The following is a 13,617-nucleotide window of genomic DNA, read 5'->3' as shown; positions in this document are numbered from 1 at the left end:
CCTTTAAAAGTAACAGGCAAACCCGATTTATTAAACGAGAGAGATAGTTCGGGTAAATGGAAAGAGCGTTATAAAAAATATGTTCAACAGCCAGAAGAGTTTAAAATTTATAAACATGATTTAAATCAATTTATTGAATTTTTAGTTCCTGAGTTTGAAGGACGCTTAATTGCTTGGGGTGAAAGCTGTGAACTTCATTCAAAAATAAATTTACCAAAGTAGGTCTATTATGAAATACCAACCGCCTTATACCATCACCTCAAAAATCATTCATCTGATTGCTCAGATCAGTGAAAATATAGGGCGTTTGACTGTTTTAGAGGAAATTCAGGACAGCTTAAAACTCAGAAAAGCCAATCGTATCCGTACTATTCAAGGTTCTCTTGCAATAGAAGGGAATACGTTAAGTACAGAACAAATCACGGCGATTCTAAATGGTAAGACTGTGATTGCACCTCCGAAAGAAGTTCAGGAAGTACGTAATGCCATTAAAGCCTATGAAGCATTTCAGCAGTGGCAACCAAGCCAAGGAAAAGACCTATTACAAGCGCACCAAATTTTAATGACAGGCTTAATTGATGAAGTCGGTCAGTATCGTCATGGTGGTGTCGGTGTAATGTCAGGTGATCGAGTAGTGCATATGGCTCCACCTGCGAATCAGATTAACCGTTTGATGGCTGATTTACTTAATTGGTTGAATGACAGCGATATACATCCACTGATTCAAAGTTCAGTATTCCATTATGAGTTTGAGTTTATTCATCCATTCGCAGATGGTAATGGTCGAATGGGGAGGTTGTGGCAGACATTGATTTTAAGTAGATGGAATCCAATCTTTGCCAATATTCCTGTTGAAAGCTTGATTTACCAAAATCAAAAAGCTTATTACGAAGCGTTGCAAGCAAGTACAGATCGTACTGATTCAGCCCCGTTTATAGAATTCATCTTACACATGATTTTAGATGCCATTCTTAGTTCAACTGATACCGCTCAAGATAGCGATCATGTTACCGCTCAAGTTAACGTACAAGTGAGCGACCAAGTTCAGCGTTTACTTTCTGCAATGAAGCAAGAAGATTATACTTTAGCTGAATTGATGCAATTGGTTGGATTAACTCATCGAGCAACATTCCAAAGGAATTACTTAAATCCTGCAATAGAAGCTGGTCTGATTAAACGCACCATTCCTGATAAGCCGAAAAGTCCGAAGCAAAGATATAGATTAAAAAGATAACAATACTTTCAATTGTGGATAAATCAAGACATATCCGCAATCAGTAAAATCCTATTCAAATCTGCTACAATTACGCCAATTTTGAATTCCCACTTTTTCAGTTTTAGTACATATTTAGAAATGTGTACATAACTGTGTACATATTGTAGATTTTTCTCATGTTTAAAGATCAATTAGCTAGAGAGGTAAAGGCTCGTAGAACCTTTGCTATTATTTCCCACCCCGATGCCGGTAAAACCACCATGACAGAAAAACTGCTGTTATGGGGTCAGGCCATTCAGGTTGCAGGTATGGTGAAAAGCCGTAAATCGGATCGTGCAGCCACTTCTGACTGGATGGAAATGGAAAAAGAGCGTGGGATTTCGATCACCACGTCCGTCATGCAGTTCCCGTTCAAGGACAAGATGATTAACCTGCTGGATACCCCGGGGCATGAAGATTTCTCGGAAGATACTTACCGTACCCTAACCGCGGTAGACTCGGCGCTGATGGTGATTGATGGTGCAAAAGGTGTCGAGGAACGTACCATTAAATTGATGGAAGTGTGTCGTATGCGTGACACACCGATCATTTCTTTCGTCAACAAAATGGACCGTGAAATCCGTGAGCCTTTAGAGCTGCTGGATGAAATTGAAAATGTCCTGAAAATTAAATGTGTGCCGATTACCTGGCCACTCGGTACAGGACGTGACTTCGCTGGCGTCTATAATCTGCTTGAAGAAAAGTTCTATGTCTATAAAGCCGGTTTTGGTTCAGTGATTACTGATATCGAAGTTCGTGATGGCTATGACCATGCAGACTTACGTGAAAAAGTCGGTGAGCTGGCTTGGGCGGCATTTGAAGAATCGTTGGAACTGGTACAAATGGCCAATGAGCCATTAGATCGCGAAGAATTCCTGGCAGGCCGTCAAACTCCAGTGCTGTTCGGTACTGCTTTGGGGAACTTCGGTGTCGACCATGTTCTGGATACATTTAGCGAATATGCACCGCCTCCAAAAGCGCATCCAACTCAAGACCGTAAAGTAGAGGCGGATGAAGAAGGTTTCACAGGCTTTATCTTCAAGATTCAGGCCAATATGGACCCGAAACACCGTGACCGTATTGCTTTCATGCGAATCTGTTCAGGTAAGTATGAAAAAGGCATGAAAATGAAGCATGTGCGTATCGATAAAGATATCCGCATTAGTGATGCCTTGACCTTCCTGGCCGGTGACCGTCAGCATCTGGAAGAAGCATGGCCGGGCGATATTATTGGTCTGCATAACCACGGTACCATCCAGATCGGTGATACCTTCACTTCAGGTGAAAAACTGCAATTTACTGGTATTCCGCACTTTGCACCGGAAATGTTCCGCCGTGTCCGTCTGAAAGATCCATTGAAGTCAAAACAGCTGCAAAAAGGTTTGAAAGAGCTGTCTGAAGAAGGTGCAACTCAGGTCTTCATGCCACAAAACAGCAATGACCTGATTGTCGGTGCTGTGGGTGTGCTGCAGTTCGAAGTGGTAGCGTATCGTCTGAAAGAAGAGTACAAGGTGGACTGTATTTATGAGCCGGTGAGCATCAATACAGTACGTTGGGTATCTTGCGAAGATGAGAAGAAATTTAATGAATTCAAGAAAAAAGCCCATGACCAGTTATCTGTTGATGGTGGTGGTCATTTGACTTATCTTGCACCAAGCCGAGTAAACTTACAGCTGATGCAGGAACGTTATCCGGATATCGTATTCCGTAACACACGCGAACACTAAGCCTTCAGGCTTGGAAAATGTTAAACAGCTTCTCCGGAAGCTGTTTTATTTTGTGCTACATTTAGACGACTCATTACTTATATCTCTAAAAAATCATGAAGTTTAGTAAGGAAATCCTGCTCGGTTCAGTCATTGGCTGTAGTTTGTTACTTGGAGCATGTGATAAAAATGAAAAAAAACAGCCAGCTACAGAACAGAAAAAATCTGCAGCAGTCACCCCTGAAGAAAAAGCCAAAGTTTTGCCTTACCTGAATATTCAGGAGAAATCGGCCGATATTGCCTTGCCATTTTGTGAAACTAAAAACTGTATTAATCTGGATATTCAGACCTTAAAGACAGCTGATTCCTGGCTAAACCAGTCTATTGAAAAGCAGCAGGCAAAAGTGATTCAGGATCAAATTGGCCTAAAGCAGGATATGAGCCTGCAGCAGGCGGTTAATGCCTATGTAAAAAAATCCGATGCCTGGCAAGCCCAGCTCAAACTGAACAAGGCCTATGAGTTATCGCTGTATACCCGTATTCCTTATCAGCGCAATCAATTTGTGTTAATGCAAATTGGGGTAGACAGCACTCAGGAAAACATCCGCGTCAAAGAACGCTACTATTTCTTTGTGGCTGACCGTGTGCAGCAAAAAATACTCAGTCCACTGGATATTATCAATCCTGAGCAGCAATTGCAGATGGACCAAATTGTGCAGCAGGCTTACCAAAAATGGTTAAAGGACAATAATGCAGAAGTCCAGCAGAAAGCTCCAAAAAAACTGTATTGGGGGCAGGCGGACTGGTTCTTTGATCAGGAAGGAATTGGTCTACATTATCGTAGTCAGGAAATTAGCAAAGATGCCAAACAACTGGACATCTATTTAACCAAAGAACAAACACAACAAGTCTTGAAAGTGGATATTTATCAGAATATGTTCTAACAGGTAGGTCCTGCAAGGATAAATGATGATGTTGAACAAAGGTTAATGCATGTCAAATTATAAGAATGTTTTATGTCTGTCAGTATTGGCATCGGCGGTTTTGCTGAGTGCCTGCCAGCCTAAGGAAAGAGAGCCAAAAGAGCCTGCTGCGCCTGAAGTGGTACAGGCTCAGCCTGAAGTGCTGAAGCTGAGCGGTGATACTGAGAAGCTGAAACTGGCCATGCCTGAATGTGAAGGAAAAAACTGTCCTGAGATTTCTATTGAGCGATTGAAAAGCAATCAGCCATTTATTGATGAATGGATAGATCAGCAGATTCTGCAGCAGCTACAGGGTATTTTGTCTATTGATGCGATTGAACCGGCGAAACCATCGGCTGCCAGTGAAGCTGAAGCCGCTGCTTCCGAACCGCAAACCGCATTAGCCAATGTCAAAACTCCAAAACAGCAGCTTGAACAGCAGATTCAGCCGCATATGCAGACTTTCCTGAATCTGGATAAGGAGTTGAAAGCACTCAGTGCCAGCCATAGTATCAGCCTGATGATCAAACCGAGAATTCTGCAGTCTGGCGATCCACTCGCGACTGTGGTCTTAAACAGTACCCATTATCTCGGTGGTGCGCATGGCGCTTCTGCTCAGACTTACTACAATTTTGACCTTGAGCAGAAAAAGCTGATTAAGCTGGACGATATCATTCTGCCTAAACAAAAGGCTCAACTTGAAGCCAAAGCTTATGAGGCTTTTAAAGCCTGGGTGATGGAATCCAAACTGGCCAATGATGTAGCTGAATATGAACAGGCTTGGAAATTCAAACTGACTGATAATTTCTATCTGTCTAAACATGGATTGGCACTGCAATATGCCGAATATGAGATTGGTCCTTATGTGGTCGGTTTGCCACGTCTGGTCATTCCTTATGAACAGTTGAATGGCATTTTGAAACCTGAATATCTGCCTCAAACAGAGAACGCTGCTTCAGAAGCCCAGCCTGCAACTCCTGCCAAAGCACGCTGATGGTTTCGTTATTTGATACCCATACCCATTTTGATGTTCCCGATTTTGATCATGATCGGAAACAGCTGGCTTATGCATCCAAAGCAGCAGGGGTGGAGCATCTGGTTTTAATCGGTTTTTTACAGAGCCGGTTTAAGGATTTATTGCAGACGCATCATTTTATTAATCAGTTAGACAATGCGCCTCAAAGTCATCTGGCACCCGGCCTGCATCCATTTTATATTGAGCAGCATCAACTAGAGCATTTACAGGATCTGGAGCAGTTATTAAGCACAGAGCCTTGTATTGCCATTGGTGAAATTGGTCTGGATACTTTCGATAAACGGCATAAACAGCCGGAACTTTTTCAGAAACAGAAAGATTTTTTTGCTGCACAGCTGGAACTGGCGCAGCAGTTTGATAAACCTGTGTTACTGCATATCCGCAAATCTCATGCCGATGTTTTACAGATTCTAAAACAGCATCAGTTTAAACAGGGCGGTATTGCCCATGCCTTTGGTGGCGGGATTGAAGAAGCCAAAGCCTTTATCAAGCTGGGCTTCAAGCTTGGAATAACAGGACAAATCACCAATCCGAATGCCAAAAAACTGCATCAGGTGGTACAGCAGGTAGGACCGGAACATCTGGTACTTGAAACCGATTGTCCGGACATGACGCCCTTATGTTGCCAGCATTCGACAGAACAGCGGACTCGCAATACGCCTGCCAATCTGCCTTATGTCCTGCAAGGCTTGGCCAAGAGTCTGCATATGGATCAGGATGAACTGGCACAGCAGCTCTGGAAAAACACCCATCAGGCTTTACATCTGGCGATCTAAGATAAAACCCTACATCGGTCGGAAAGCGTATTTCAATGTATGATCCAGTGAAAAAAGGTGCATTATGCAATTTCTAAAATGCTTTAGACTTGGCATCATGCATATAAATTATTTTGAGTGAGATTCACATGGCACAAGGACTATTGGCGGGTAAGCGCTTCTTGATCGCAGGTATTGCAAGTAAATTATCAATTGCTTTTGGTATTGCTCAGGCATTACATCGTGAAGGTGCAGAACTCGCTTTTACTTATCCAAATGAAAAGCTGAAAAAACGTGTAGATGATTTTGCTGCACAATTCGGTTCGGAATTGGTTTTTCCTTGTGATGTGGCCATAGATGCTGAAATTGACAATGCATTTGCAGAACTGGCAAAACACTGGGATGGTCTGGATGGCGTCGTACATTCAATCGGTTTCGCACCAGCACATACTTTAGATGGTGATTTCACTGACGTGACGGATCGCGAAGGCTTTAAGATTGCCCATGACATCAGTGCTTACAGCTTTATCGCGATGGCACGCGCTGCGAAGCCATTACTGGCTGCACGTCAAGGCTGCCTGTTAACGCTGACTTATCAAGGTTCTGAGCGTGTGATGCCAAACTACAATGTGATGGGTCTGGCGAAAGCTTCTTTAGAGGCAGGTGTACGTTACCTGGCATCTAGCTTGGGCGCAGAAGGTATTCGTGTCAATGCGATCTCAGCCGGCCCAATCCGTACATTAGCAGCGTCTGGTATTAAATCGTTCCGTAAAATGCTGGACCTAAATGAAAAAGTGGCTCCACTAAAACGCAATGTGACCATTGAAGATGTCGGTAATGCAGCATTGTTCCTGTGCTCACCATGGGCGAACGGGATTACTGGTGAAATCATGTATGTCGATGCTGGTTATAATACAGTGGGCATGAGTGCTGAACTGATGCTGGATGCAGAATAAGTCGCTTTAAGAGATTAATTCTCAGCAGAGAAAAACCCTCAAGTTTTTGAGGGTTTTTTATTTTTAACTCTAATTGTTAATGATGTAAGTCTGATGACAAGTGATACAAGAATTTGGATCAAAATAATTTATCTTTCAGGACTTTCCCACTAAGATGCTTAATATAAAAACAATACAGGACAATTAAGGATGTTTAAAAATTTTTTAATCAGCATGATTTTTGTGATGGGAACTGTGGGGATCACCACGTCGGGCATGGCAGCAGACAATCACTATCATGACAATATGCATGAACTTGACCATCATTTAAAAAATTTCAAATCTGCCAAGGATAGCAAAGAGGCGCGGGCAGCATTGCAAGGCATGCAAAAATCTGTGGAAGTCTGCCAGAAAAATTTACCCTCAGGTCTACAAAAGCTAAAATCCAAAGATGCAAAAGTTACGGCTTATCAGGGATTGTTAACTGACTTATTGAAAGAGATTAAACAAGCTGAGCAACTTGTTGCAGCCAATCAGCTAGCCAAAGCCCAAACCCTCACAGTGAAAATGGATCAGATTAAAAAGCAGGGGCATCAAGCCTTTAAATAAGCCATAAAAAAGACCGCAATTGCGGTCTTTTTTAACTTCAAGATCAAGTGATTAAGCTTGACCTTCAACAGCAGCAGCTTGCGCACGTTGCATGTTCGCTTCAAATTCAGCATCGAAGTTGATTGGAGTAAGCAGCAATTGCGGGAAGCTACCTTTAGTGACCATATCATTCACCGCTTCACGAAGGAACGGGAACAGAATGTTCGGGCAGTAAGCACCAAGAATGTATGGCAGACGCTCTTCTTCCACGCCATCAATCAGGAAAATCCCTGCTTGAGTCACGTCAACGATAAACGCTGTATCACCTTCATTGGTTGCTTGAACCACAACTTTTAAAGCCACTTCAAAATGAGTCGGATCAATTTTTTCTGCAGAAGAAGAAAGGTTGATGTTTAACTCAGGTTGCCATTGCTTGGTAAAAACTTGTGCCCCAGGAACTTCAAAAGAAATATCTTTAGTGTAAATACGCTCTAATGCCAATTGTGGTTGAGCTTGTTGTTCTTCACTCATTCTTTAATCCTTGATATGAGGTAGGTTTTAGTAAATTAAGCCAATAATTCGTCTAGTTTGCCTTCACGCTCTAGGGCATAAAGTTGATCAAAACCGCCGATAAATTGTTCATTAATAAAAATCTGTGGCACGGTACGATGATTGGTGCGTTGCATCAATTCAAGACGCACTTCAGGGGCTTCATTCGATAAATTAATTTCTTTGAATGCAACACCTTTGCGCTCAAGGAGCTGTTTTGCACGGATACAATACGGACATACTGTCGTCGAATAAATAGTAACTTCAGCCATGATCAATCTCCTGTTCGCAGATTATTTGCTTTTCACCAAAGGTAAACCTTGAGCTTTCCAGTTTGTAATGCCGCCATCCAGACGGTAGGCATCTGCATGACCTACCTGTTGAAGCGCAGAACCTGCAACTTGCCCAAGATTACAAATGAACACCAACGGGCGATCAGATGCTTTTAACTCATCAACGTGTTTTGTAATTTGGCTATATGGAATGTTACGGCTACCACTGATGTGACCTTCACGGAAGTCTTTGGCATCACGTAAATCAATCAGCATGGCATTTTTTGCTTTAACTAAAATTCCCAGCGATTGCGGAGAGATTTTGCGACCATTACGTTGACCTTCGATAATGAAGAAGACAACCACGAGTACCGCGAGTGTTCCAAACAAGAAGGGGTGATTCCCCATAAACTCGAACCAACGTTCCACAATTCACCTAATTACAATTTTAAAATTGCCAAGAGTATAGCTCATAAATATGGTGATCAAAATCACCGCTTCAAGGGCTAAGCCTTAAGAAAATTAATTTTTTTGCTGCGCTTCGTTAATTTCGCCGATTAAACGTAAATAGCTTTCCAGTCGGCGCGGCAAAATTTCCCCTGTTGATGCTGCCTGACGTAAGGCACACTGCTTTTCATGCTTATGTGTGCAGTTACGGAACTGGCAGTGACCGAGCAAGTTTTCAATTTCCGGAAAACCACTTTGGACTTTATCCAAGGTCAGATGCCAGAGACCAAATTCACGAATCCCTGGTGAGTCGATGAGAGCAGCGCCATCGCCAAAGGAAATCAGACGTGTGGAGGTCGTCGTATGCTGACCCAGTGCCGAGTTTTCAGAAATGACATTAGTTTTCTGTGCAGCATCCGGGACGATCGCATTAATCAGCGTGCTTTTACCTACACCAGACTGACCGACAAACGCTACAGTTTCCTCATTCAGACGAGCGGATAGTTCTGTCAGATCGCCATCGGACTGGGTTTGCATAACTTCATAACCCAAATCTTTATATTCTTTAAGCAAATCCAGAATCGGATCATTTTCCTTGAGCAAATCGGATTTATTCAGAACTAAAAGTGCTGGAATCTCTGCATCTGCGCAAGCCACCAGATAACGGTCAATCAAACCCGGTGCTGGCTCAGGCAATGGCGCAAAGACAATCACAATCAGGGAAATATTGGCGGCAACCGGTTTAACCTTGTGGTAACGGTCAGGACGGGTCAGCAAAGAGGTACGTGGATGAATCGCTGTAATAATGCCGAGTCCGGTATTGGGATCAGCCTGCCATTTGACCCGGTCACCTGTTACCAGCAATTCCAGGTTAGTTCGGGTATGGCAGCGCCAGACACTCCCTAGTTCAATCGGCTTCCAGAATGGCTCAGGTTCACCTTCAGCCACGACCGGTTTTTCAGGATGCTGTTCAGGTACAGACAAGGCCTGGACTTCAAGCTGGCGGCCATAATGCTGCACGACCAGTCCTTCCAGGTCTTGAGAGGTATCGATCTCTTCCTGACGCGTTTTGTGCTGTTTTTGAATACGACGTTGTTGTTGTTCAGTTAAACGACGTTTACGTATTAAAGCCATTCAAATCCTAAAAAACCATGGGAGCGAGATGGCAAAAATAGCATGAAGCGGGGTGTCAGTTACAGCATCGACGTAATAAATTTGCTACTATAAATGTTTTATAGCCTAATAAGATTGCACATTTATGAGCAGCACCCCGGATAGCCGCCTGATTTGGATTGACCTGGAAATGACAGGTCTGGATACAGATAATGACCAGATTATTGAAGTTGCCACGATTGTAACGGACGATAACCTAAATATTCTTGCCGAAGGGCCCGTGCTAGCTGTGCATCAATCTGACCGTATCCTGAATGCGATGGACGAGTGGAATACTCGCCAGCATGGTCAGTCTGGCCTGATTGAGCGTGTACGCCGCAGTAAATTGACTGCTCAGGATGCAGAACGTGAAACGATTGAATTCCTGAAAAAATGGGTCAATCCAAAAGTATCGCCGATGTGTGGTAACTCGATCTGTCAGGACCGTCGCTTTCTGCACCGTTTAATGCCTGAACTGGAACAGTATTTCCATTACCGTAATCTAGACGTATCTTCAGTAAAAGAGCTGGCAAAACGCTGGCGCCCTGAAATCATGAGTGGTCTGAAGAAAAATGCTTCGCATCTAGCGATGGATGATATCCGTGATTCGATTGCTGAACTGAAATATTATCGTGAATATTTCTTCATTATGAATAAATAATCCGAGCAAATAAAAAAGAGGCGAAAGCTTCTTTTTTATTGCTTGGCAGAAAGTTTCTTGTGATAAAAGTTTTCACTGCTTTCAAACAGTACCCAGGTCAGAAGCACCAGAGCAAGATGGGTTTGGGTTTCATATTGATCCAAGATAATCAAAGCAAATAATCCCAAAGTCAGGATACGGATCATGATACTGAGATAATAATTTTTCTGCTTTTTAAAGGTTAAACCGTAAAGATAGAGCAGGAACAGGAAAACCATCAGGGCAAAAAGGGCGTTAAATAGCATGCTGATCTGGCTCCCTTTAGGACAATAATAATTGAAATATTGTGAAGATTATTATGATGGTAATTTGATCGATTTTACGTGTGTTAACGATGGCACAAGAAAGCTTTTTTGACTGATTTTGTATCTGAATTTTAGTGGCAGTAAAGTGTCCATGATTTTGCTAAAATGCTCTGGTGTTTTTCTTGCTATTGATGACCTATGACTGATCTGCTTCAAGATGATGAGTATGACCGCCGTTTTGCGGGTGTAGCCAAAATTTATGGTGACGATAGCTTTCATCATTATGAAAACAGTCATGTGATGGTGATCGGAATTGGCGGTGTTGGTTCATGGGCAGTCGAAGCACTGGCACGTACCGGGATTGGCGAGCTAACGCTGGTCGACATGGATGTGGTCGCAGCATCGAATATTAACCGTCAGTTACCAGCCATGACGGCGACGCTAGGATGTGAAAAAATCGAAATCATGGCGGAACGCTGCCGTTTGATTAATCCCCGAATCAAGATCAATCTGATTGACGATTATCTGACACCAGAAAATGTGAAAGAAATTCTGTCAGGAAATCCTGACATCATTCTGGATTGTATCGATGACGTCAAAGCAAAGTTTGCCTTGATGCTGCATTGCCGTTTTAACAAGATTCCTTTGATTGTGTCAGGTGGGGCAGGCGGTAAACTGGATCCCTTAAAAATCCGGGTAGCCGATTTATCCAAAACTGAACAAGATCCAATGCTGGCAAAATTACGTGCGCAATTACGTGCTAAAGGCATCTGTAAAAAGCCAAAAGAAAAATTTGGGATCACTTGTGTCTACTCTATCGATAACCCATTCTCGAGTGCGGATGTTTGTGCAAGTGCAGGCTTACGCTGTGGTGGTTATGGGTCTGCAGTGGTAGTGACATCTAGCTTCGCCATGGTTGCGGTATCGGAAGTATTGAAAAAGCTCGATAGTAAAAGACTTAAAGCCTGATTGAGTCAAAAAAAAGCACACGATCTGTGCTTTTTTTTATGCTAAGTTTAAAATGAATTTTTATACATATAACAAAAACAATCTTTTGGTTTTGGAGCAGCTATGTGGTTTTTGCTAGTGCTGGTTTTGGGGATTGGGGCTTTAGCAATCTGGATGTGGAAACGTCCTGATCCGGTGAAACGTGATCAGGCCAAAGCCGTGCATCATGATCTATGGATTGAGCAGATTGATGCTCAATTGAAGTATGCAACGCGTCTAAGTACGGATCCGCATCATCCAGACTATGAACGTGCCTATCAAATTTATCAGGGACTGGCCCAGCAGCAGGAATTGCCACAGGCTTATGTAGGTATGGCCTTGATGCACTTAAACGGACAAGGGCGTGAGCAGAGCATAGAAAAAGCCATAAGCTTTCTTGAAAAAGCTTATAGTTTAGGTGGTGAGGATGCAGCCTATCATTTAGGCCAGATCTATGATGGTCATCAATACCAATTAAATGATCCTGAAAAAGCCTTGTACTGGTATCGGCATGCGGTCGCGCGTGGTCATCTGGATGCGCAGTATCGCATCACTGAGCTGGCTGAATCTGACCATGACACTGCAGAACAGCAACGTCTGCAACTGTTAATTCAAAATGCCGAGCAGGGACATGCCAATTCACAGTATCAGTTAGCCCAATATTATTTGGCAGATGGTGCAGCGCAAGATTTAAGTCTGGGTATTCACTATCTGTTTCTGGCAGCACAGCAGGACCACTTGGCGGCCAATCAGGATATTGCCGAAGCCTATGCAAATGGCAAAATCTTGCCCAAAGATCAACAGCAGGCTTTGAGTTTCATTAAACGCTGTATTCATCTGGGTGATCAGAGTGGTTTATATGATTACTATGCCGGCGTGTTACTCGGTACTATTGATCCTGATCAACGTCAACGGGTGTTTAAGCATCTATTACAGCAGTCCAAAGAACATAAAGATGCACAGGCCAAAACCCTGATCGGTCTGGCTTATTTTCATGGCTGGTATGTACAAAAAAATGAAACCATGGCATTTCGTTACTGGTCTGAAGCAGCACAAACCCAGCATTCTCAGGCCTTGAGTCTGATTGCTGCACTATATTTTGAATCCTATCTGGTCGCACATGAACCGGAGAAAGCATTTGAACTCTATCAACATGCTTTGCAAAATGATCCTGATCATGGCTTCAGTCAGATGGGCCTGGCACTCTGTTATTTAAACGGAGTAGGTATAGCCAAAGATACGGCTAAAGCTACCCAAATGATTCAGGCAATTGCACAGCAAGAGCAACTTGTAGCACAGTCTGAAGCTGACCTGATTTATATAGTCGGACGTTTTTATAGCTTGCCTGAATATCCGCTGCCGACTCGAGAAAAGGCAATTCAATATTTGAATCAGGCGGTGACGAAAGGATCAAGTAAGGCTGCCTGGTATCTGTACCAAGCGTATTCTGGTTTTTATCCAGTCTTTGAAGTGAATGAGGAACAGGCAAAACGTTATCTGCATCAGGCAGCTCAATTGGGCGATGCACAAGCCCAGAAAGAATTAGGCTTAATGTATTTAAAAGGCAAAAAGGTGGAGCAGGATACGGCTTTAGGACTGAAATATCTGCAACAGGCCGCGAGCCAGCATAATGGTCTCGCATTAAATGCTTTAGGTGAGGCTTTGGAACACGGCATTGGTATTGAAGCTAATTTGGATCAGGCAATCCAGTGCTACCATAAAGCGGCTGCGCAGGTGAATGCCGATGCTTATAGTCATCTGGGGCGCTTATATACCAAAGGTATTGGTGTAGAACGTGATATTGCAATTGCCCGTGAATGGCTGGAAAAAGGCAGTCTATTAGGACATGAGCCTTCTATTGAACAGCTTAACAATGTAAATGCTTATCTGCATATGTAAACTGTCTTGTCCTGAAATAGATTGACAGTATTCCACTTCAAACCGAGTTAAGCAATTAGCTCGGTTTTAGTTTGCTCATACGTCTGATTCGGGGTGTTCATATTTAAACTTAAATGTGGTCTATAGCAA

General features: G+C 43.0%; 15 protein-coding genes and 1 pseudogene. 11 read left to right on the top strand and 5 right to left on the bottom strand.

Annotation, left to right across the window (positions count from 1 at the left end):
* Positions 1 to 3 precede the first annotated feature (3 nt).
* The 8 genes and pseudogenes from FTV12_RS03815 to FTV12_RS03780 form a co-directional block, all read left to right on the top strand.
* A pseudogene (locus FTV12_RS03815) lies at positions 4 to 222 on the top strand (hypothetical protein); the annotation flags it as partial.
* Between the two features lie 7 nt (positions 223 to 229).
* A complete protein-coding gene (locus FTV12_RS03810) occupies positions 230 to 1,234 on the top strand; it encodes a Fic family protein (RefSeq protein ID WP_179990075.1) in 1,005 nt (334 codons plus the stop codon).
* A 158-nt stretch (positions 1,235 to 1,392) separates the two neighbouring features.
* Positions 1,393 to 2,982 (top strand): peptide chain release factor 3, encoded by a 1,590-nt coding sequence (locus FTV12_RS03805; RefSeq protein WP_004782060.1) that lies wholly within the window; start codon positions 1,393 to 1,395, stop codon positions 2,980 to 2,982.
* Positions 2,983 to 3,077: 95 nt separating this feature from the next.
* Positions 3,078 to 3,905 (top strand): hypothetical protein, encoded by an 828-nt coding sequence (locus FTV12_RS03800; RefSeq protein WP_180033517.1) that lies wholly within the window; start codon positions 3,078 to 3,080, stop codon positions 3,903 to 3,905.
* A 49-nt stretch (positions 3,906 to 3,954) separates the two neighbouring features.
* Complete coding sequence (locus tag FTV12_RS03795; RefSeq protein WP_180033516.1) at positions 3,955 to 4,917, top strand: RsiV family protein; 963 nt, start codon at positions 3,955 to 3,957, stop codon at positions 4,915 to 4,917.
* Entirely contained in the window at positions 4,914 to 5,735 is an 822-nt protein-coding gene (locus tag FTV12_RS03790; protein ID WP_180033557.1) for a TatD family hydrolase, read from the top strand. Before FTV12_RS03795 ends, FTV12_RS03790 begins: the two co-directional genes overlap by 4 nt.
* Before the next feature lie 128 nt (positions 5,736 to 5,863).
* Positions 5,864 to 6,670, top strand: coding sequence for an enoyl-ACP reductase (locus tag FTV12_RS03785; protein ID WP_179992387.1), 807 nt, complete (start codon positions 5,864 to 5,866; stop codon positions 6,668 to 6,670).
* A gap of 189 nt (positions 6,671 to 6,859) precedes the next feature.
* Positions 6,860 to 7,258 carry a cytochrome b562 gene (locus FTV12_RS03780; protein WP_180033515.1) on the top strand — a complete coding sequence of 133 codons (399 nt, stop codon included), beginning with the start codon at positions 6,860 to 6,862 and terminating at the stop codon, positions 7,256 to 7,258.
* 51 nt (positions 7,259 to 7,309) lie between these two features.
* Here the strand turns inward: FTV12_RS03780 and secB are convergent, their stop codons facing one another.
* From secB to rsgA, 4 genes are all read right to left on the bottom strand, one after another.
* Positions 7,310 to 7,768: a protein-export chaperone SecB gene (gene secB, locus FTV12_RS03775; protein WP_004782070.1), complete on the bottom strand. Its 459-nt coding sequence runs from the start codon at positions 7,766 to 7,768 to the stop codon at positions 7,310 to 7,312.
* Positions 7,769 to 7,803: 35 nt separating this feature from the next.
* Positions 7,804 to 8,058 (bottom strand): glutaredoxin 3, encoded by a 255-nt coding sequence (gene grxC, locus FTV12_RS03770; RefSeq protein WP_004782071.1) that lies wholly within the window; start codon positions 8,056 to 8,058, stop codon positions 7,804 to 7,806.
* Positions 8,059 to 8,079: 21 nt separating this feature from the next.
* The gene (locus FTV12_RS03765) at positions 8,080 to 8,487 is read right to left on the bottom strand and encodes a rhodanese-like domain-containing protein (protein WP_005232169.1); all 408 of its coding nucleotides are present in this window, start codon (positions 8,485 to 8,487) and stop codon (positions 8,080 to 8,082) included.
* A 93-nt stretch (positions 8,488 to 8,580) separates the two neighbouring features.
* Positions 8,581 to 9,639: a ribosome small subunit-dependent GTPase A gene (gene rsgA / locus FTV12_RS03760; protein WP_179992385.1), complete on the bottom strand. Its 1,059-nt coding sequence runs from the start codon at positions 9,637 to 9,639 to the stop codon at positions 8,581 to 8,583.
* A gap of 124 nt (positions 9,640 to 9,763) precedes the next feature.
* On the opposite strand from rsgA, the gene orn reads away from it, so the two are divergent.
* Positions 9,764 to 10,318, top strand: coding sequence for an oligoribonuclease (gene orn, locus FTV12_RS03755; protein WP_004782074.1), 555 nt, complete (start codon positions 9,764 to 9,766; stop codon positions 10,316 to 10,318).
* A gap of 35 nt (positions 10,319 to 10,353) precedes the next feature.
* On the opposite strand, the gene FTV12_RS03750 is transcribed toward orn, so the two are convergent.
* Complete coding sequence (locus FTV12_RS03750; RefSeq protein WP_159124233.1) at positions 10,354 to 10,602, bottom strand: hypothetical protein; 249 nt, start codon at positions 10,600 to 10,602, stop codon at positions 10,354 to 10,356.
* 198 nt (positions 10,603 to 10,800) lie between these two features.
* Between FTV12_RS03750 and FTV12_RS03745 the strand changes: the two genes are divergently transcribed.
* Both FTV12_RS03745 and FTV12_RS03740 read left to right on the top strand, forming a co-directional pair.
* Positions 10,801 to 11,571, top strand: coding sequence for a ThiF family adenylyltransferase (locus tag FTV12_RS03745; protein ID WP_166136343.1), 771 nt, complete (start codon positions 10,801 to 10,803; stop codon positions 11,569 to 11,571).
* A 102-nt stretch (positions 11,572 to 11,673) separates the two neighbouring features.
* Positions 11,674 to 13,488, top strand: a complete 1,815-nt coding sequence (locus FTV12_RS03740; RefSeq protein ID WP_166136346.1) for a tetratricopeptide repeat protein — start codon at positions 11,674 to 11,676, stop codon at positions 13,486 to 13,488.
* The last annotated feature ends 129 nt before the right edge of the window (positions 13,489 to 13,617 follow it).

Source organism: Acinetobacter sp. YH12233, from assembly GCF_013417725.1.
Taxonomy (GTDB): domain Bacteria; phylum Pseudomonadota; class Gammaproteobacteria; order Pseudomonadales; family Moraxellaceae; genus Acinetobacter.
The sequence above is the reverse complement of the archived record's forward strand: the minus strand, read 5'-3'. Positions and strand labels throughout refer to the sequence as shown.